Here is an 18,273-nt window from a genome sequence, read left to right as displayed (position 1 = left end):
CCTGAATCCCCTGGGGTTATTGCGTAGTCCCTCGCCGTTCAGGCAACTGCGCGCTCAACTTCCCACAACGTGCCACGAGCATTTCTCGCAGGAGATTGATCGGTTTACTCAATTGCGCGCGGTGGGCGCACAGCAGATTGAGCGGTGTGCGCTCACCCTGCAGCTCCGGCAAGAGCAACTGCAGGCGGCCGGCCAGCACGTCGGCGCTGACATCCAGCCAGGACTTGTAGGCAATGCCCACCCCGGCCACGGCCCAGCGCCGCACCACATCGGCATCATCACTGAAGCGGTCACCGGTGACGGTCAGGCTGATTTCCCGCTTGCCATCGCGAAAGCTCCAATGGTCGTGCACCCGGCTGCCGAGCATGTAAAGCAGGCAATTGTGCTGGGCCAACTGCTCCAGGTGGCGCGGCTCGCCATGGCGGGCCAGGTAGCCGGGCGCCGCGCACAGCACCCGGCGATTGTCCGGCGCCACAGGCAAAGCCACCAGGCTCGAGTCCTCGGGTTCGCCGTAGCGCAAGGCGATATCCACCGGCTGGCGGAACAGGTCGGCGATCCGGTCGCCCAGCAGCAGGCGTACGCTCAATTGCGGGTGCTCACGTTGAAATTCGTCGAGCCACGGCAATAGTAGGTTGCGTCCGAAGTCCGAAGGCGCCGACAGCTGCAAGACTCCGCTGACATGATCCTGACCGCTGGCCAGCAGGCGCCGGCCTTCATCCAGTTGGCTCAAGGCACCACGGGCGTACTGCAAGAAGCCCTCGCCCTCGGCGGTCAGGCGCAGGCTGCGGGTGGAGCGAGCCAGCAAGCGCACGCCCAATTGTTGCTCGATGCGTTTCAACGCGGCACTGGCTACCGCCGCCGACATATCCATGACCCGGGCGGCGGCAGACAAACTGCCCAAATCCGCCGCACGCACGAACAACTGCAAATCATCAAAACGCAGCATGAGCATCGCCCCGACTAATTATCAAAAATATATTGAAAGAGACTGCTCTTTTAGCGGGTTTTATCTGCAAGAGAAATAGCCAATGATCCACCTATTCCCTTCCACACACCCTGGAACTCGTCATGAAAGCCATCGCCTACTACGCCGCATTACCAATCAACGACCCCAAGTCCCTGCAAGATATCCAATTGCCTGAGCCGGTGGCCGGCCCGCGCGACCTGCTGGTAGAAGTCAAAGCCATCTCGGTCAACCCGGTGGACACCAAGATCCGCCAGAACGTCGCCCCGGAAAACGGCGCGGCCAAGGTGTTGGGCTGGGACGTTGCGGGCGTGGTCAAGGCCGTCGGCAGCGAAGTGACACTGTTCAAGGCCGGCGACAAGGTGTTCTACGCCGGCTCCCTGACACGCCCGGGCGGCAACAGCGAGCTGCACACCGTGGATGAGCGCATCGTCGGCCATATGCCCAAGAGCCTGGGTTTTGCCGAAGCCGCTGCCCTGCCGCTGACCGCTATCACCGCCTGGGAACTGCTGTTCGAACGCCTGCAAGTCCCTGAAGGCAAGACCGATCAAGGCCAGAGCCTGCTGATTGTCGGCGCTGCCGGTGGCGTGGGGTCGATCCTCACCCAACTGGCGGCGCAACTCACCGCGCTCAAGGTCATTGGCAGCGCCTCGCGCCCGCAAACCCAGGCCTGGGCCAAGGACCTGGGGGCCGACCTGGTGGTCGATCACAGCCAGCCCCTGAGCGAAGAACTCAAGCGCGCAGGCCACCCGCAGGTGACCCACGTCGCCAGCCTGACCCAGACCGACCAGCATCTGGACCAGTTGGTCGAAGCCCTTGTGCCCCAGGGCAAACTGGCATTGATCGATGATCCCAAGTCGCTGGACGTGCTCAAGCTCAAGCGCAAGAGCCTGTCGCTGCATTGGGAGTTCATGTACACCCGGTCGATGTTCGAGACTGCCGACATGATCGAGCAACACAACCTGCTCAACCGCGTGGCCGAGCTGATCGACGCCGGCACCCTGAAAACCACGGTGGGCGAACACTTCGGCGTGATCAACGCAGAGAACCTGCGCCGCGCCCATGGGTTGCTGGAAAGCGGCAAGGCCAAGGGCAAAATTGTGCTGGAAGGCTTCTAAGACGCGGGCTCTGTCAGTGTCGTCCGCTATCGTTGTAGGTAACGGACGGCACCGCTAGTCAGACACTTGACCCTTGTCATATTTGTGAGCGTATTCGGGTTTATATTGGCCGCCTTTGCCACGCAATCTTTTACGTGAGGAAGTCAGCAATGAAGATCCTGATAAAAGCGTTAGCAAAATCCCAAGGCGACAAATGGCAGGTGCGCCTGGACCACGATGCCTTTACCTTCCGCAGTGAAGCCGAGGCCCGCGCCTTCGCCAACACCCTGCAAAACCGGATCCAGGCCCCCCACCGTTTTCCCGAAAGCCAGCAGCGCGCTACTGGCTGAAAACGCCGTCAGACCTGCGCTTGCAAGGCTCGCTGCCGTTGCAGGCGCTGGGTCAACATGGCCACCACTACCGCCAACACCCCGCACAGGCTGATGACGATCGACATCGGCATGGCCGTGCCGTCGTGCAATGCGCCGACCAACGATGCCGCCCCCGCCGCCACCCCAAACTGAATGCAACCCAAAAGGGCCGACGCGCTACCGGCCCGCGCGCCCTGGCCGTTCATGGCGCACGCCGAGGTATTGGGCATGATGCAACCCAGGCTGGCGATACACAGGAACAGCGGCACCAGCAGCGGCCACAGCGCCTGGGTATGCAGAGCACTGACCGCCAGCAACGCCAGCGCCGCCGCGAGGTACACCCACACCGTGCGGGTCAGCAAAAACGCCGGGCCGCGCTTGGCCAGCAGCCGCGCGTTGACCTGGGCCACCAGGATAAAACCCGCGGCATTGGTGCCAAACAGCCAGCCATAGTGCTCGGCCGGCACGCCGTAGAGCTTGATAAACACGAAAGGCGAACCCGCAATGTAGGCAAACATCCCGCCAATCGCGATGCCACCGGTCACGGCATAGCCCAGGTACACCCGGTCGGCCAGCAGGCGCCCGTACTGGCGCAACGCCCCGGACAGTGGCTGCCGAGGCTGATGAGCCGGAAAGCTCTCCGGCAAACCGACAGCCACCGCCACCCCGGCGCCGACGCTGAACACCGTAAGCGCGAGGAAAATCGACTGCCATCCCCACAGGCTGACCATTACCCCACCGAGCATCGGGGCCAGGATCGGGGCCAGCCCGACCACCAGCATCAACTGCGAAAAGACCTTGGCCGAGCCCACCGCGTCGCACTTGTCGCTGACCACCGCCCGGGAAATCACCATGCCCGCACACCCGCCCAGGGCCTGGACGAAACGCGCACCGATCAGCCACTCCAGGGACGGCGCATAGGCGCACGCCAAGGAGGCCACGGTGAACAGGGTGACGCCGCTCAACAGCGGGATACGCCGGCCAAAACGATCCGCCAGCGGCCCATAGATCAACTGGCCGATCGCCAGGCCGGTGAAGTACACCGCCAGGGTCAGCTGGATATGTTTTTCGTCGGTACCGAACGCCACAGCCATGGCCGGGAAGCCCGGTAGATAAAAGTCGATGGCCAGCGGCGCAAATGCGCTCAAGGCCCCCAGAATAAGGATTATGCGAAGGTTCATCAGGCACCCGGAAGAGTCGGCAGCCCGACAGTCTAGCCGCGCTTGGGTGCCTTGAACATTACGTTAGCTCGCTACCTATTAAATAATCAGGCGAGCCTGGCGTTGTAGCCTTCTTCGGTGATCAGGCTGATCACCTCTTCCGGCGACAAGCGACTTACCACGCCGACTTCCTTGGCTTTCAGATCTACATTCACGCTAGCGGCCGGATCTCTGGATTGTACTGCTTGGGTCACGGCCCGAACGCAATGGCCGCAGGTCATTCCTTCAACGCTGAATATTTGCATGACATGACTCCTTGAGTGAGGTTTCGCCCAGTTTCATCCTTGCCACGATGGCAAGGTCAAGCGCTGAAAACAACTGCCGGGCTGGCATTCCCTGGCGGCGTCGGCCAAGCTGCAACCATCCACGATTTGAAACCCGGAGAATTCACCATGCGCTGGTCGTTTTTTGGCCTTGTGAGCCTGCTCAGCCTGTTCGCCACTGTCCCCCAGGCCAGCGCCGCCGAGGACTATGGGGTGCTGATCATTTCCAGGGAACGCCTGGAAGTGCCCACCAATTGCGAGATTGGCCTGTACGTCAATGATCAACTGGCCGGCCGGCTGTTCCAGGAGCAGGCCACCTCGTTCAACTTCCCCGCAGGCCGGGTCTCGCTGCGTCTCAAACTGTTGCCGGGCCAGGCGCCTGGCTGCCTGCCGGGACTGTTGGCGTCCAAGGCACAAAACATCGAGTTGAAAGCTGGCGACGTGCGCAAGCTGCGCATTGCCCAAGGCGCAGACGGCATGTACCTAAAGCCTGCAAAACTGGGCTATTGAACCACGCGGGATAATGGAGCTTGACCTTCCCCTAAGGTTAAGGTTGATCCTACAGGCAACTACTCCTGGAGGACTGCCCCATGAATGGATCCACCACCTTCGACCTGCCGATCAGCGGCATGACCTGCGCCAGTTGCGTCGGGCGGGTCGAACGCGCCCTGAACAAGGTGCCCGGCGTGCAAAGCGTCAGCGTCAACCTGGCCAATGAACGAGCCCACGTCGAGGTGGCGGGCCAGATGGACGCCGCCGTACTGATCGCCGCCGTAGAAAAGGCCGGCTATACCGCCACCTTGCCGCAGAGCGAAACCGCCACCCAAGCCAGCCAGGAACAGCGCCTGAAACGCGAACGCTGGTCACTGGTGATGGCCATTGTGTTGGCGTTGCCACTGGTGTTGCCGATGCTGGTGCAGCCCTTCGGCCTGCACTGGATGCTCCCGGCCTGGATCCAGTTCCTTCTCGCCACACCGGTGCAGTTCATCTTTGGTGCGCGCTTCTATGTCGCCGCCTGGAAAGCCGTGCGCGCCGGTGCAGGCAACATGGACCTGCTGGTCGCCATCGGCACCAGCGCCGGGTATGGCCTGAGTATCTATCAATGGCTCATCGCCCCGGCTGGGGTGGAACCGCACCTGTACTTCGAAGCCTCGGCGGTGGTGATCGCCCTGGTGCTGCTCGGTAAATACCTGGAAAGCCGCGCCAAACGCCAGACCGCCAGCGCCATCCGGGCCCTGGAGGCCTTGCGGCCGGAGCGGGCGATCCAGGTGATTGATGGCCGCGAGCAGGATGTCGCCATCAGTGCGCTGCGCCTCAACGACTTGGTACTGGTCAAGCCCGGTGAGCGTTTCCCGGTGGATGGCGAAGTGGTCGAAGGCCAAAGCCATGCGGACGAAGCCTTGATCACCGGTGAAAGCCTGCCGGTACCGAAACAGCCTGGGGATAAAGTCACCGGCGGTGCGATCAACGGTGAAGGCCGTTTGCTGGTACGCACCCTGGCCCTCGGCGCCGAGAGCGTGCTGGCGCGCATCATTCGCCTGGTCGAAGACGCCCAGGCCGCCAAGGCGCCGATCCAGAAACTGGTGGATAAAGTCAGCCAGGTATTTGTGCCGACCGTGTTGGTGATCGCCCTCGCCACCCTGATTGGTTGGTGGTTGTACGGTGCGCCGCTGGAAACCGCATTGATCAACGCGGTCGCGGTACTGGTGATTGCCTGCCCGTGCGCATTGGGCCTGGCGACGCCGACTGCGATCATGGCCGGCACCGGCGTTGCGGCCCGTCACGGGATTCTGATCAAGGATGCCGAAGCCCTGGAGCGCGCCCACGAAGTCAGCGCGGTGGTGTTCGACAAAACCGGCACCCTCACCTCCGGCGCGCCGAAAATCGCCCACCTGCATGCGGTAGATGGCAATGAGGCGTTGCTGCTGCAACAGGCCGGCGCCCTGCAACGCGGCAGCGAACACCCATTGGCCAAGGCAGTACTGGACGCGTGTAACGAACAAGGCCTGCCGGTTGCCGATGTCAGCGCCAGCCAATCCCTGACCGGGCGCGGCATTGCCGGCACCCTGGACGGCCGGCAACTGGCCCTGGGCAATCGGCGCATGCTCGATGAGACCGGCTTGAAGCCGGGGGACCTGGCCGCCAACGCCAGCGCGTGGGAGGCCGAGGGCCGCACCTTGTCCTGGCTGATCGAGCAAAGCCCACAGCTGCGGGTACTGGGCCTGTTTGCCTTTGGCGATACCCTCAAGGAAGGTGCCCTGCAAGCCGTGCAGCAGCTCAAGGCGCGCAATATCAGCAGCCACTTGCTGACCGGCGACAACCGCGGCAGCGCCCGCGTGGTGGCACAAGCGCTGGGCATCGACGATGTGCACGCCGAAGTGTTGCCTGCCGACAAGGCCGCCACCGTCGCCGAGCTGAAAAAGACCGGGGTAGTGGCCATGGTCGGCGACGGCATCAACGACGCCCCGGCCCTGGCCGCTGCGGATATCGGCATCGCCATGGGCGGCGGCACCGACGTGGCGATGCACGCGGCCGGTATCACCCTGATGCGCGGCGATCCGCGCCTGGTGCCCGCAGCGCTGGAAATCAGCCGCAAGACCTACGCAAAAATCCGGCAGAATCTATTCTGGGCCTTTGTGTATAACTTGATCGGCATTCCGCTGGCCGTGTTCGGCCTGCTCAACCCAGTATTGGCCGGTGCCGCCATGGCCCTGTCCAGCGTGAGCGTGGTCAGCAATGCGCTGCTGTTGAAAACCTGGAAACCCAAGGATCTGGAGGATCACCGCCAATGAACATCGGCCTAGCAGCCCGGCAAAGCGGCTTGAGCGCCAAGATGATTCGCTATTACGAATCCATCAACCTGCTCAAGCCGGCCCATCGCAGCGACAGCGGCTATCGCCTGTACGACCACGAGGACCTGCATACCCTGGCCTTTATCAAGCGCTCGCGGGACCTGGGGTTTTCCCTGGAGGAAGTCGGCAAGCTGCTGGAATTGTGGCAAGACCGGCAGCGCGCCAGCGCCGACGTCAAGGCGTTGGCTCGCCAGCATATCGATGAGCTGAACCACAAGATCCGCGAGCTGGGGCAGTTGCGCGATACCTTGCAGGACCTGATGGAGAACTGCCAGGGCGATCACCGGCCCGATTGCCCGATCCTCAAGAAGTTGGCGTCGGGCAGTTGCTGTAACTGAGTAAGGAGCGGGGGTACAAAAAATCCGGCCTGGGCCGGATTTTTTGTTGTCAGATCACTGCATCCACGGCGGCGGCGGTTCCTCCGCCGGTTTGCCCGGTGGCGCATCGTCCGCTGCGCGGATCGCCTGGCGCCGCTCTTCGTCGAGGCGTGCCGCTTCGATCTCGCGCATCACGCCGCCCACATCCGCCAACTCTTCCGGTTCGTCGAACTCGCCGGTCAATACGCTGGCCGGGTGCAACGTGCCGGCTTCGTACAGCGCCCACATTTCCTTGGCGTACTTGGTAGCCTTCAATTCCGGGGCAAAGCGCCCGAAATACGAAGCCATGTTGCCCACGTCCCGCTCGAGCATGGTGAATGCGTGGTTGTTACCCGCCGCGTCCACCGCCTGCGGCAGGTCGATGATTACCGGTCCCGTCGGCGTCAACAGTACGTTGAACTCGGACAAGTCACCGTGCACCAGGCCGGTACACAGCATCAATACGATCTGCGAGATCAGGAATGCGTGATACTCACGGGCCTGATCCGGCTCCAGGACCACGTCGTTCAGGCGTGGCGCCGCATCACCGTATTCATCGGCCACCAGTTCCATCAGCAACACGCCTTCGAGGAAGTCGTAGGGCTGGGGCACCCGCACACCGGCACCGGCCAGGCGAAACAAGGCCGCCACTTCGGCGTTCTGCCACGCGTCTTCGGTTTCTTTCTTGCCGAACTTGGAGCCCTTGGCCATCGCCCGGGCCTGCCGGCTGTTGCGGACCTTGCGGCCTTCCTGGTATTCGGCCGCCTGACGAAAACTTCGTTTATTCGCCTCCTTGTAGACCTTGGCGCAACGTAACTCGTTGCCGCAGCGCACCACATAAACAGCTGCTTCTTTACCACTCATGAGTGGGCGCAGCACTTCGTCGACCAGACCGTCCTCGATCAGGGGTTCAATGCGTTTAGGAGTCTTCATCAGCTTTTATTGTGGGTCCTTTATTACCAAACACGCGTATGGCACTCGTTATACGGCAATCCTCGCACAGCGGGGAGAGGGTAACGAGCCTTGATCTGCTAAAGAATGCATCCAATATGCCAGATTAATCCGACAAAGCCGCTATTGCTCAAGGCGTTCGGATGATAGCCGAGATCAGCGCTCAATGATCGCCGTCACGCCCTGGCCACCCGCCGCGCAGATCGAAATCAGCCCGCGCCCCTTGCCGGCCGCGTCCAGCAGCTTGGCCAGGTTGGCGACGATACGCCCACCGGTAGCGGCAAACGGGTGCCCGGCGGCCAGGGAACTGCCTTTGACGTTCAGCCGGCTGCGGTCGATGGCGCCCAACGGTGCGTCCAGGCCCAGGCGGCTCTTGCAGTAATCGGCATCTTCCCAGGCCTTGAGTGTGCACAACACTTGGGCAGCGAAGGCTTCATGGATTTCGTAGTAGTCAAAATCCTGCAGGGTCAGGCCATTTCTCGCCAACAGGCGTGGGACGGCATACACCGGCGCCATCAACAGCCCTTCGGCGCCATTGACGAAATCCACCGCCGCCGCTTCGCCATCGCGCAGGTAGGCGAGGATCGGCAGGCCACGTTCGTTGGCCCAGGCTTCGCTGCCCAACAACACCAGGGATGCACCATCGGTCAGTGGCGTGGAGTTGCCGGCGGTCAGGGTGCCCTTTGCGCTGCGTTCAAAAGCCGGTTTGAGGCTGGCGAGTTTTTCCAGGGTCAGGTCCGGGCGCAGGTTGTTGTCACGGGTCAGCCCCAGGAACGGCGTGAGCAAGTCGTTATGCCAGCCTTCGGCGTAGGACGCGGCCATCTTCTGGTGGCTTTCGAGGGCCAGTTGGTCCTGCTCGGCGCGGGGTATCTGCCAAGTCTGCGCCATCAACTCGCAATGCTGGCCCATGGACAGGCCCGTACGCGGTTCGCCATTGCGCGGCAGTTCCGGCTTGAGGTGTTGCGGGCGAAGTTGTAACAGGACTTTTAATTTATCCGCCATGGATTTGCTGCGGTTGGCCTGCAGCAGGATCTTGCGCAGGCCCTCGTTCACCCCGATGGGCGCGTCGGAGGTGGTGTCGACACCGCCGGCAATCCCGCATTCGATCTGCCCCAGGGCAATTTTGTTGGCCACCAGCAACGCCGCTTCCAGCCCGGTGCCACAGGCCTGTTGAATGTCATAGGCCGGGGTTTGCGGCGACAGGCGCGAGCCCAGCACGCATTCGCGGGTCAGGTTGAAGTCGCGCGAATGCTTGAGCACCGCGCCTGCGGCCACTTCGCCCAGGCGCAGGCCGTGCAGGTTGTAGCGCTCGATCAAGCCTTCCAGGGCAGCGGTCAGCATGGCCTGGTTACTCGCCGTGGCGTAGGGGCCATTGGAACGGGCGAAGGGGATGCGATTACCGCCAATGATCGCGACACGGCGCAACTGAGTCATGGAAAGCTCCCTGTTAGGTGGTAGGTGCAATCCTGAGCCTAGACTAGGAACGACTGTCACCTATTGATGGTCCACCCTTTGAACCCCAGCAGCCGGAGAGCGTTCCATGTCTGACCGTTATATCGACTTCGCCAACTCAAGCCTCGGCCACCGCCTGGTCTCGGCCATTGGCCTGCCGTCCCCGGTACGCCTGGAGCGCTGGCAAGCCGGACGCCTGCGCCCGGTGGATGGCGCCCTGCTGCTGGGCGGCGGCCCGCTCGCGGCCCAGGTGCTGGGGTTTGCCAACAAACTCACCGAGGCCATCTACAGCTACGGGCCCGAGCCGTTGCAGGCCACACCGTGGATCCCCGGGCACGGCCCCAAGCTCAAGGCGGTACTGTTCGATGCCAGCCACTTGCAGCACACCGACCAACTCAAGCAACTGCGTGAATTCTTCCAGCCGCTGCTGAAAAATCTCGATCACAGCGCGCACCTGGTGATTCTCGGCCGCGCCCCGGAAAGCCTCGACGAACCGTTTGCCGCCAGCGCCCAGCGCGCCCTCGAAGGCTTCAGCCGGTCCCTGGCCAAGGAGCTGCGCAACGGCGGCACCCTGCAACTGCTGTATGTCGCAGAAGGCGCCGAGGAGCAATTGGAAGGTGCGCTACGGTTTTTCCTTTCGCCAAAAAGCGCCTATATCAGCGGCCAAGTGCTGCGCCTGAACGCCTGCACAACCCAGGTGCACGACTGGACGCGCCCGCTGGCCGGGCTCAAGGCCCTGGTGACCGGGGCTGCCCGTGGCATCGGCGCGTCGATTGCCGAAACCCTGGCGCGCGACGGTGCCGAAATTGTGTTGCTGGATGTGCCGCAGGCCAAGGCCGATCTCGACGCCCTCGCCGCACGCTTGGGCGGGCGTGGCATTGCCCTGGATATCTGCGCCGATGACGCCGCCACGCAACTGATCGACCACTTGCCGGACGGCATCGACATTGTGGTGCATAACGCCGGGATCACCCGCGACAAGACCCTGGCCAATATGACCCCGGAATACTGGGACGCAGTGCTGGCAGTCAACCTCAACGCCCCGCAAGTGTTGACCAAGGCCCTGCTCGACAGCGGCACCCTGCACGACAATGGCCGCGTGGTTTTGCTCGCGTCCATCAGCGGCATCGCCGGCAATCGCGGGCAAACCAACTACGCCGCGAGCAAGGCCGGGTTGATCGGCCTGGCCCAGGCCTGGGCGCCGCTGCTGGCGCAACGGGGTATCAGCATCAACGCAGTGGCGCCAGGCTTTATCGAGACCCAGATGACTGCGCATATTCCTTTCGCCTTGCGTGAAGCCGGGCGGCGCATGAGTTCACTGGGCCAGGGTGGCTTGCCGCAGGATGTTGCCGAGGCGGTGGCCTGGCTGGGCCAGCCAGGGTCAGGCGCCGTCAGTGGCCAGGCATTGCGCGTATGCGGGCAAAGCCTGCTGGGAGCGTAACCATGCTGTGGCACACATTACCCAGCAGCCCGGCGCTGCCACCGCTGTATTGGCGCGCCGCGCTCAAGCGCAAGATCACCGGCACCACCTTGCCCACGTTCGGCCTGCATTGCCGGGTGCAGGTCAACCCCGAAGCGGTCGCGGCCTACCGCAAGGTCTGCGGGTTTGCCCAGAGCCCGCTGCTGCCGGCGACTTATCCGCACATCCTGGCGTTCGGCCTGCAGTTGCAACTGCTGACAGCAAGGGAATTCCCCTTCCCGCTGCTGGGGCTGGTGCATTTGAGTAACCGTATCCGCGTGTTTCGCCCCATGGGCGGGGTCAGCGATGTACGGGTCAGCGTGCATACGCGCAACCTGCAACCCCATGCCAAGGGTGCGACTTTTGACCTGATCACCACCGTCGAAGATTCCCTGGGTCTGCTGTGGGAAGGTGAAAGCCGAATGCTCTGTCGCGGGATGAAACTCGATGGTGAGGCGCCAGAGCAATCCCTGCCCGCGCCCAGTTCGATCAGCGAACTGACCCGCTGGCAGGCGCCATCCGACATCGGACGGCGGTATGCCCGGGTATCCGGCGACTACAACCCGATCCACTTGAGCGCCCTCACCGCCAAGCTGTTCGGCTTCCCCCAGGCGATCGCCCATGGGCTGTGGAACAAGGCTCGCACCGTGGCGGCCCTGCATGAACATCTGCCCACGGCGAGTATCGAGATCTACGTTGAGTTCAAGAAACCGGTGCGCCTGCCTGGCGAGGTCATCTTGTTGAGCAGCGCCCCCGGCTCCAGCGGTGAGTTGCAACTCAAGGGCCGCAGCGATATAGAACACATGCTCGGCAAGTGGCAGCCGATTGCCTGAAACCGGGGTAATTTGCTGATTAATTGTATATATACAACCTAAGTTATAGCGGGCTAACGATAGCCCGCTAACTTATTCAAGTGCTTGATTTATAACACATCGACGCAAACAACAAACCGCCCCCTATACCTTTGGTATTAATCACCAAGATGCATACCAGCGCCTGTATATAAATCGTTAATACCAAGTTGAGCGTTGCGAGAAAGAGTACCGAAGACTGTTATAGCCACAACGGACGCATGTATTGCCTGCCAAAGAACAGGCGAACTTGCGAAACCAACAAAGGCTGTACCAGGTGCTAAGGAACTCATCATGAAAACTCAAGTCGTGTTGTGGAAGGCAAGTACTGCATTGGCCCTTATCTTGGCGATGAGCCTGGGAGGCTGCAGCAGTGGTGGTGGCGGTCATAAGAGCAGCGTTGCATCCTCCTCCCCGGATGCTGGCGCCGGTACCGGCGGTGGTGGTACAGGTGGTGGCGACGGTGGTGGTACTGGCGGCGGCACTGGTGGCGGAACCGGCGGTGGCACTGGCGGTGGCGACGGTGGCGGAACCGGCGGTGGCACTGGCGGTGGCGACGGTGGCGGAACCGGCGGTGGCACTGGCGGTGGCGACGGTGGTGGAACCGGCGGTGGTACTGGCGGCGGCGACGGTGGTGGTACTGGCGGCGGCACTGGCGGCGGAACCGGCGGCGGAACCGGCGGCGGCACTGGCGGCGGAACCGGCGGTGGTACTGGTGGCGGCACTGGCTCGACCACCAGCCCCCTGGTCACTGGCCAGATTGCAGCCAACCTGGGCGGCACCCTCGGCAATGTCGGTACAGCTATCGGTGGCATCGGCACCACTGTTGGCGGCGTTCCAGTAGTCGGCACTGCCGCAGGCGGCCTGGTGTCCAGCGTGGGCACCGCCGTGGGCAGCGTAGGCACCGGCGTCGGTACTGGCCTGGGCTCCCTGGGCACTAACAGCAACTCCCTGGGCGTTACCGTGGCCGGTGTGGCCAACGGCGTCGCCGACCTGGGCACGGGTGTTTCGAACACTGGCAAAACACTGTCGACCACCCTGGGCGGTATCCCGGTAGTGGGCGGCCTTACCGGCGGCGTCGGTGGAGCAGCCGGCGGCCTGGTGGATAAGGTTGGCCAGGCGGTCACCATGCTCGGCGATACCTTGAGCACCGCCAGCACCACCGGCCCACTGGGGTCGGTCACCAATACCCTGGGCGGCAAAGTGCTGGTGCCTGTGGTCTCGCTGGTGGAAAACACCACCGGCAACCTGGGTAAAGCCACCGGCCTGGGCAACCCGGTCAATGGCCTGCTGGACAAAGTCGGCTCTACCGTCACCGGCCTCGGCACCCAGGTGGCAGGCGCGGGTGGCGCTGGCAACCCGGTAACGGGCGCCTTGGGCAGCGTGCTCGGCGGTGTCGGAGCAGTAGCGGGCACTGCCGGTGGTTACGTCGCACCGTCTGCCGGGACCGGCAGTGGCAGCGCCCCTGCATCCGGTCTGCCTGAACTGGTGGGCGGCCTGGTGGCCAACGTCGGTAACGGCCTGAATGCGGGCAACACCAACGGCACCGTCAGTGCAGGGGGTGTGGCAGGCGGCGCACTGGGCAACACAGTAGCCTCGCTCGGCACAGTGATCGGTGGCAACGGCGTCGCCAACACGGCGGCAACCGCACCGGTGGCAGGCCTGGCAACCAATGTGGGCGCAGCGCTCAACCCTGTGACTTCGGGTGTCAGCAGCCTGACCCAAAACATCGGCACCTCCACTGGTATCGGTGCACCGGTCAACGGCCTGGTGACGCAAGTGGGCGGCGCAGTCAGCGGCCTGGGCGGCAACATCAGCGCGGCCAACGCCAACCCGGTCACCAATACCGTGGGCCAGACCGTCACCGCAGTCGGGGGCGTGGTGTCCTCGGTGGGCGGCCTGGTTACCGGCGGCACCAGTGGTAGCGGCGGGGGCCTGCTGGGCGGTCTGAACATCAATGCCAACGCCAACGCCACGGCGTCTGGTTCGGCCACTACAAACACCGGCGTAGGCGGCCTGCTCAAGGGGCTGACCGGCAAATAGAAGAATTGCACCTGGCCATTAGACGGCCTCCCCTACAGCGCCTACGCTTGGTTGAGACGAGAGATTCCAATGGGTCTCTCGTCTTTTTTATTGGAACTCCCGAACCGTGCCCAAGAACCCGGCGGGACCCTGCGAAATGCCGCTGCAGTTTTGACCATGGAGTGTCCTATGCGCGTTTTGACGCCGTTGTTATTGCTCACCCTCAGCGCTTACGTCCACGCCGAGACCCTACCCAGCTTCCTCAACAGCAACGACACCATCCGCAACCTCCCCGTCCCCAACCTGCCGGCCGACGCCTACCGGCCCGTGACGCCGCAGACCCAGCTACCAGAGACCCCGGCGGCACAAGCGCAACCGCTGCTGATGGACACCAAAGTCACCATCCGCAAGCTGCAGATCGAAGGCGGCACGGTGTATCCGCTGCAGGAAGTCGCCCAGGTTTTCGAGCCGTTGATTGGCCATGAAACCAACCTCGCCCAACTGATCGAAGCGACCCGCAGCATCACCCGGCGCTATCAGCAGGACGGCTACCTGTTGTCCTACGCCTTCCTGCCCGACCAGCGCTTCGAACAGGGCCTGGTGCGCGTGGTGTTGGTCGAGGGTTATATCAAGGACTACCAGGTACAAGGCGACATTGGTTCGGTGTCGGCCTACGTCGACAAGTTGGCGCAAAAACTCCAGGCCGAACGCCCGCTGACCCGCAAGACTTTCGAGCGCTACACCACCTTGATGGGGCGGATTCCCGGCGTGACGCTGCAAGCGCAAGTACCGCCACCGGGCACCACCGATGGTGCCGCGCACATGAATATCCAGGCCAGCCGCAAACCGTTCACCAGCAGCATGAGCATGACCGACGACAGCCGCGGGGGCCTGCAAGCCTTGATCGCCGGTACCAGCAATTCCCACACATCAATGGGCGAACAAGTCAGCCTCAGCGGCCTGTTCCCGCCGGGGGACGACAAAGAGCATTACTACCGGCTCGACTACAGCCAGTTCATCAATGCCGAGGGCACGCAACTGAGCCTGTATGGCGCGCGCTATCGCAGCGACCCGAGCACCCATATCCGCCTCGACGGCGGCTTCTCGCTCAAGCCACACCGGGAAAACGACCGGTTCTCCATCGGCCTGAGCCACCCGCTGATCGCCTCGCCCAGCGAGTCCCTGACCCTCGGCACTCGCTTCTACGGGGTGAACGACAAGACTCGCTATCAACTGGTCGGTTACCCGCAACGCTTTGACGTGGAAACCGACCTGCGCGCGCTGGCCTTTGAAGGGGATTGGCGCAAGGCCGACAATCGCCAACTGCGCATCCTCAGCGCCGGCCTGTACCAGGGCGTCGACGGCCTGGGCGCAAAAACCCGCAGTGACTTCGAGGGCATAAAGTCCGACCTGGACTTCTTCCGCCTGCGCCTATCCGGGGTGCAGAGCGACAAGTTCTTCGACAACTGGCAAGGCGTGCTCTCGGCGGCGCTGTACTGGAGCGACGACACCCTGCCCGACAGCGAACGGGCGGTGTTCGGTGGGCAGAACTTCGGGCGCGGCTACCCGGATGACCAGGGTTCGGGCGACAAGGGCTGGGGGGTGGCCTACGAGGTGAACTACAGCTACAACCGCGCTGGCGACTGGGTAAGGATCGTGCAGCCTTACGTCGTGCTCGACCGCGCCAAGGCCTGGTTCAACAACCTGCCGGTCAAGGACAGTGACATGTCATCCGCCGCCGTTGGCGTGCGCTTTGGCGATGCCAAGTACTACAACATTGCGTTGGAGGCGGCCAAGCCGATGTCGGATATGGCATTGGACAGTTTTAACCGGCGGCCGCGGTATACCTTGAGTTTTAGCTATCAGCTGTAGGAGCCGGCTTGCCGGCGATGCGGCGACCCGACAAGCCAGCTCCCACAGGGAAATGCAGCTCTGCGCTGTAGCTCTGCTTTTGATCTTGATCTTGATCTCAGACGCCCCGTCAAACCACGCTGGCCGCAGGCAGGTATTGCGCAGTGGGCACCCCGGCATGGATGCCGGGGTAGCCGCGACACGGCCATGGATGGACGATCGCGGCGGGCCCACGGAGCAATGCCTGACTGCGGGCATGCCGAGCCTAGGCGAGGCACCGAGTGGTGGGGCAAAAGCGCTTTGGTTACTTTCGCGCTCTTCGAAAGTGACCCGCCGTCAGGGCGGAACCCTAAGTGGCCATGACCGCAGCAACGGATATGTACACAAACCCAGTGTAGATACCTATGGCACCGCCCTCAGGTCAGAGCATCCCCCACCTTGCCAAAGAACGTCGCAATCTGCGGCCCCAGCAACTTCCCAGCCGCCAGCACCACCAGCGCAATCACCACAATCAAAATCACATACTCGATAGCCGTCGCACCGTCCCGGCGGCGCCAGAACAGCATCGACCACGCATACATCCTCAGCAGCAGGGCAAGCAACATAGGGCATCTCCTCAGCAGGGCGCTATGCACGGGCCAACTGTTCCCTACGCCCGGGGGAACAGATTGTTAAGGGTGTCGATCAACCGAACCAGGTAGATGGGTTTGCGAAACAGGTCCAGGACCTGCAAGCGCAGCATGTCACTGACATCATCCATTTCGGCATGGCCGGACATGACAATAACGGGCAGGTGCTGGCGTGACGTGTGCTCACGCAAGCGCTTGATCAGGGAGATGCCACTTTCCTCGGGCATGCGCAAGTCGGTGATAACCAGCGCGATATCAGGATGCAGTGTCAGTTGCTGCAATGCATCTGTGACGGAGGTGGCACAAAAACAAATAAAGCCCTCGTCTCCCAGCGATTCGGCCAGTTCAACGAGGGCATCTTCTTCGTCATCCACCAACAGGATCTGCTGGCGGCTCGCAACAACAGCGCTCATGAGCAATACCTTCCAAGACAATCACTGATGGGCATGCTCAAGGCACTGCTGCCAATCAGGTCAAGGCGGCTCCGACTTTAGCGAACATGGCCGCGATCTGAGGCCCAAGCAATTTACCGGCCGCCAGCACGACCAGCGCGATAACCGCGACAAGAATCACGTATTCAATCGCCGTCGCGCCCTCTTTGCGATGAAAGAACAGTTGGAGTTGGACGTAGAGCTTCATCATGAAGGTAAGGAACATATGACTTCTCCTTTGCGCTTGCTTGCGCAGATCGCGGTGCTGCACGGTGATTGCTGCGTGCCACTAGAGCATTGTCAACAAACCCCACATCAACAACTGTAAGAACGGATTAATCACAAAGTAGTAGTCACAACCTTGGCGTCATGAACCCGTGTTTTAAGGAGCTGCGCGAGGGTTCCAAAATAAATCGCGGACGCTAATGGCATTTTGTCCTAGCTCGGCTACCGTCAAATAGCGAAATCGTTAGATGTTCATAGCTGCCTGGTTGCGAAATCAACTCGTTGGGAAAAACGGGCGCGTGGTGCAACAGGAAAGGGAGAGCCTTCATGAACAGTCGTGTCAGCATGATCCTGGCCGGGTTGTTATTAATCGGTGCGCTGTTTGCAGGCTATTGGGGACTGGTACTGAGTCGTCCGCCTGAGCCGGCAGCCACGCCCGCGCCATCTGGCGTTTCTGTGGAAAAAACCGTCGCCGCCGTCGAAGACCAGACCCGCCAACCCGTGGTGGTCCTGGCCCATGACGTGCCGCCCTATATCGCCCTGACCGCCGCCGACCTGACCCTGGAAAAACTGCGCACCGCCCCGGCCGGCAGCTTGACCAGCCTCGACCAGGCCATCGGCCGCACGCCCTTGAGAGCCCTGCGTGCCGGCACCTGGCTGGATGACTCCAGCTTCAATGCCGGAGGCCCGCTGGCCCGCATGATCCGCCCTGACGAACGCGCCCTGGCGGTGGCCGTCGATGAGGTCATCGGTGCGGCTGGCCAGTTGAGCCCCGGGGATTTTGTGGATGTGCTGCTGTTCCTGCGCCCGGAAGGCACCAACCCCGAGCCCACGTCACAGATCATCGTGCCGGCCCTGCGCCTGCTCAGTGTCGGCGATACCCTCGGCCCGACCAACGATGGCAAGCCCGCCGTTGCGCCGCCCACCACCGATGAAGAAAAAGCCCGCCAGGCACAACGCCAGGCAAGCCCACCGCGAACCGTAGTGCTGGCAGTGCCGGAACAGTTGATGAGCCGCTTGATGCTGGCCACCAGCGTCGGCGCCTTGCGCCTGGCGGTACGCAGTGCCGATGAACAATTGCTGAGCCAGTACTGGGCCGGGGACAACGAGGCCTTCGCCAAACTGCAAAGCGCCAATCGCGAGCTGTACCAGTTCACTCAACTGGCCATGCTCGGTGCGCCGAAAAGAGTCGCACAGGCTGGAGGCGCCAACGAACCCCGGCGCTCCGGCATCGAGGTCATACGCGGTAACCAAGCGATCCAACAAAATCCCTGAGCAA

The 18,273-nt window shown here is 62.5% G+C and carries 18 protein-coding genes; 10 read left to right on the top strand and 8 right to left on the bottom strand.

Annotated features, from left to right (window positions below; translation table 11 throughout):
• Positions 1–16: 16 nt before the first annotated feature.
• Positions 17–946 carry a LysR family transcriptional regulator gene (locus ACO77H_RS03190; RefSeq protein ID WP_432754997.1) on the bottom strand — a complete coding sequence of 310 codons (930 nt, stop codon included), beginning with the start codon at positions 944–946 and terminating at the stop codon, positions 17–19.
• A gap of 122 nt (positions 947–1,068) precedes the next feature.
• On the opposite strand from ACO77H_RS03190, the gene ACO77H_RS03185 reads away from it, so the two are divergent.
• Positions 1,069–2,082, top strand: coding sequence for a zinc-binding alcohol dehydrogenase family protein (locus ACO77H_RS03185; RefSeq protein WP_169957140.1), 1,014 nt, complete (start codon positions 1,069–1,071; stop codon positions 2,080–2,082).
• Between the two features lie 149 nt (positions 2,083–2,231).
• Positions 2,232–2,411 (top strand): hypothetical protein, encoded by a 180-nt coding sequence (locus ACO77H_RS03180; RefSeq protein ID WP_432754996.1) that lies wholly within the window; start codon positions 2,232–2,234, stop codon positions 2,409–2,411.
• Positions 2,412–2,419: 8 nt separating this feature from the next.
• Here the strand turns inward: ACO77H_RS03180 and ACO77H_RS03175 are convergent, their stop codons facing one another.
• Together ACO77H_RS03175 and ACO77H_RS03170 are read right to left on the bottom strand one after the other, a co-directional pair.
• Positions 2,420–3,613 carry a multidrug effflux MFS transporter gene (locus ACO77H_RS03175; RefSeq protein WP_169957139.1) on the bottom strand — a complete coding sequence of 398 codons (1,194 nt, stop codon included), beginning with the start codon at positions 3,611–3,613 and terminating at the stop codon, positions 2,420–2,422.
• 86 nt (positions 3,614–3,699) lie between these two features.
• A complete protein-coding gene (locus ACO77H_RS03170) occupies positions 3,700–3,897 on the bottom strand; it encodes a heavy-metal-associated domain-containing protein (protein WP_169957137.1) in 198 nt (65 codons plus the stop codon).
• A gap of 147 nt (positions 3,898–4,044) precedes the next feature.
• Here ACO77H_RS03170 and ACO77H_RS03165 point away from each other — a divergent pair, with 147 nt between their 5' ends.
• The 3 genes from ACO77H_RS03165 to cueR all read left to right on the top strand — a co-directional run bounded on the left by ACO77H_RS03165 (position 4,045) and on the right by cueR (position 7,105).
• A complete protein-coding gene (locus ACO77H_RS03165; RefSeq protein ID WP_432754995.1) occupies positions 4,045–4,425 on the top strand; it encodes a hypothetical protein in 381 nt (126 codons plus the stop codon).
• 80 nt (positions 4,426–4,505) lie between these two features.
• The gene (locus ACO77H_RS03160; RefSeq protein WP_170042548.1) at positions 4,506–6,707 is read left to right on the top strand and encodes a heavy metal translocating P-type ATPase; all 2,202 of its coding nucleotides are present in this window, start codon (positions 4,506–4,508) and stop codon (positions 6,705–6,707) included.
• Positions 6,704–7,105, top strand: a complete 402-nt coding sequence (gene cueR / locus ACO77H_RS03155; RefSeq protein ID WP_169957133.1) for a Cu(I)-responsive transcriptional regulator — start codon at positions 6,704–6,706, stop codon at positions 7,103–7,105. The genes ACO77H_RS03160 and cueR overlap by 4 nt, the downstream gene beginning before the upstream one ends.
• Positions 7,106–7,159: 54 nt before the next feature.
• Here cueR and ACO77H_RS03150 read toward each other — a convergent pair whose 3' ends face one another.
• Entirely contained in the window at positions 7,160–8,056 is an 897-nt protein-coding gene (locus tag ACO77H_RS03150; protein ID WP_076961462.1) for a PA4780 family RIO1-like protein kinase, read from the bottom strand.
• A 174-nt stretch (positions 8,057–8,230) separates the two neighbouring features.
• Positions 8,231–9,508, bottom strand: a complete 1,278-nt coding sequence (locus ACO77H_RS03145; protein ID WP_432754994.1) for an acetyl-CoA C-acetyltransferase — start codon at positions 9,506–9,508, stop codon at positions 8,231–8,233.
• 106 nt (positions 9,509–9,614) lie between these two features.
• On the opposite strand from ACO77H_RS03145, the gene ACO77H_RS03140 reads away from it, so the two are divergent.
• From ACO77H_RS03140 to ACO77H_RS03125, 4 genes are all read left to right on the top strand, one after another.
• Positions 9,615–10,967: a 3-oxoacyl-ACP reductase gene (locus ACO77H_RS03140; RefSeq protein WP_432754993.1), complete on the top strand. Its 1,353-nt coding sequence runs from the start codon at positions 9,615–9,617 to the stop codon at positions 10,965–10,967.
• Between the two features lie 2 nt (positions 10,968–10,969).
• Positions 10,970–11,818: a MaoC/PaaZ C-terminal domain-containing protein gene (locus ACO77H_RS03135; RefSeq protein ID WP_432754992.1), complete on the top strand. Its 849-nt coding sequence runs from the start codon at positions 10,970–10,972 to the stop codon at positions 11,816–11,818.
• Between the two features lie 312 nt (positions 11,819–12,130).
• A complete protein-coding gene (locus ACO77H_RS03130) occupies positions 12,131–13,879 on the top strand; it encodes a collagen-like triple helix repeat-containing protein (protein WP_432754991.1) in 1,749 nt (582 codons plus the stop codon).
• Between the two features lie 168 nt (positions 13,880–14,047).
• Positions 14,048–15,730 carry a ShlB/FhaC/HecB family hemolysin secretion/activation protein gene (locus tag ACO77H_RS03125; RefSeq protein ID WP_170058647.1) on the top strand — a complete coding sequence of 561 codons (1,683 nt, stop codon included), beginning with the start codon at positions 14,048–14,050 and terminating at the stop codon, positions 15,728–15,730.
• Between the two features lie 395 nt (positions 15,731–16,125).
• Here ACO77H_RS03125 and ACO77H_RS03120 read toward each other — a convergent pair whose 3' ends face one another.
• From ACO77H_RS03120 to ACO77H_RS03110, 3 genes are read right to left on the bottom strand one after another with little or no spacing between them, the layout of a single operon-like run.
• A complete protein-coding gene (locus ACO77H_RS03120) occupies positions 16,126–16,314 on the bottom strand; it encodes a Flp family type IVb pilin (RefSeq protein WP_169951996.1) in 189 nt (62 codons plus the stop codon).
• A 44-nt stretch (positions 16,315–16,358) separates the two neighbouring features.
• Positions 16,359–16,751: a response regulator gene (locus ACO77H_RS03115; protein WP_169951998.1), complete on the bottom strand. Its 393-nt coding sequence runs from the start codon at positions 16,749–16,751 to the stop codon at positions 16,359–16,361.
• 55 nt (positions 16,752–16,806) lie between these two features.
• A complete protein-coding gene (locus tag ACO77H_RS03110; protein WP_038445716.1) occupies positions 16,807–16,995 on the bottom strand; it encodes a Flp family type IVb pilin in 189 nt (62 codons plus the stop codon).
• Positions 16,996–17,321: 326 nt separating this feature from the next.
• On the opposite strand from ACO77H_RS03110, the gene cpaB reads away from it, so the two are divergent.
• On the top strand, positions 17,322–18,269 hold the full coding sequence (gene cpaB, locus ACO77H_RS03105; RefSeq protein ID WP_432754990.1) for a Flp pilus assembly protein CpaB: 948 nt from the start codon (positions 17,322–17,324) through the stop codon (positions 18,267–18,269).
• Positions 18,270–18,273 lie beyond the last annotated feature (4 nt).

The sequence above is a fragment of the Pseudomonas sp. WMBT8 genome, from assembly GCF_050916005.1.
GTDB lineage: Bacteria > Pseudomonadota > Gammaproteobacteria > Pseudomonadales > Pseudomonadaceae > Aquipseudomonas.
Note: the sequence above shows the minus strand (reverse complement) of the source record. Positions and strands in the feature narration are given on the sequence as shown.

Bases quoted from the DNA above. Each gene is read 5' to 3' on its own strand.
- ACO77H_RS03125 (WP_170058647.1), top strand. From the start codon at position 14,048: ATGCGCGTTTTGACGCCGTTGTTATTGCTCACCCTCAGCGCTTACGTC.
- ACO77H_RS03180 (WP_432754996.1), top strand. From the start codon at position 2,232: ATGAAGATCCTGATAAAAGCGTTAGCAAAATCCCAAGGCGACAAATGG.
- ACO77H_RS03120 (WP_169951996.1), bottom strand. From the start codon at position 16,314: ATGTTGCTTGCCCTGCTGCTGAGGATGTATGCGTGGTCGATGCTGTTC.
- cpaB (WP_432754990.1), top strand. From the start codon at position 17,322: ATGAACAGTCGTGTCAGCATGATCCTGGCCGGGTTGTTATTAATCGGT.
- ACO77H_RS03160 (WP_170042548.1), top strand. From the start codon at position 4,506: ATGAATGGATCCACCACCTTCGACCTGCCGATCAGCGGCATGACCTGC.
- cueR (WP_169957133.1), top strand. From the start codon at position 6,704: ATGAACATCGGCCTAGCAGCCCGGCAAAGCGGCTTGAGCGCCAAGATG.
- ACO77H_RS03135 (WP_432754992.1), top strand. From the start codon at position 10,970: ATGCTGTGGCACACATTACCCAGCAGCCCGGCGCTGCCACCGCTGTAT.
- ACO77H_RS03150 (WP_076961462.1), bottom strand. From the start codon at position 8,056: ATGAAGACTCCTAAACGCATTGAACCCCTGATCGAGGACGGTCTGGTC.
- ACO77H_RS03110 (WP_038445716.1), bottom strand. From the start codon at position 16,995: ATGTTCCTTACCTTCATGATGAAGCTCTACGTCCAACTCCAACTGTTC.
- ACO77H_RS03130 (WP_432754991.1), top strand. From the start codon at position 12,131: ATGAAAACTCAAGTCGTGTTGTGGAAGGCAAGTACTGCATTGGCCCTT.
- ACO77H_RS03140 (WP_432754993.1), top strand. From the start codon at position 9,615: ATGTCTGACCGTTATATCGACTTCGCCAACTCAAGCCTCGGCCACCGC.
- ACO77H_RS03175 (WP_169957139.1), bottom strand. From the start codon at position 3,613: ATGAACCTTCGCATAATCCTTATTCTGGGGGCCTTGAGCGCATTTGCG.
- ACO77H_RS03190 (WP_432754997.1), bottom strand. From the start codon at position 946: ATGCTGCGTTTTGATGATTTGCAGTTGTTCGTGCGTGCGGCGGATTTG.
- ACO77H_RS03185 (WP_169957140.1), top strand. From the start codon at position 1,069: ATGAAAGCCATCGCCTACTACGCCGCATTACCAATCAACGACCCCAAG.
- ACO77H_RS03115 (WP_169951998.1), bottom strand. From the start codon at position 16,751: ATGAGCGCTGTTGTTGCGAGCCGCCAGCAGATCCTGTTGGTGGATGAC.
- ACO77H_RS03145 (WP_432754994.1), bottom strand. From the start codon at position 9,508: ATGACTCAGTTGCGCCGTGTCGCGATCATTGGCGGTAATCGCATCCCC.
- ACO77H_RS03165 (WP_432754995.1), top strand. From the start codon at position 4,045: ATGCGCTGGTCGTTTTTTGGCCTTGTGAGCCTGCTCAGCCTGTTCGCC.
- ACO77H_RS03170 (WP_169957137.1), bottom strand. From the start codon at position 3,897: ATGCAAATATTCAGCGTTGAAGGAATGACCTGCGGCCATTGCGTTCGG.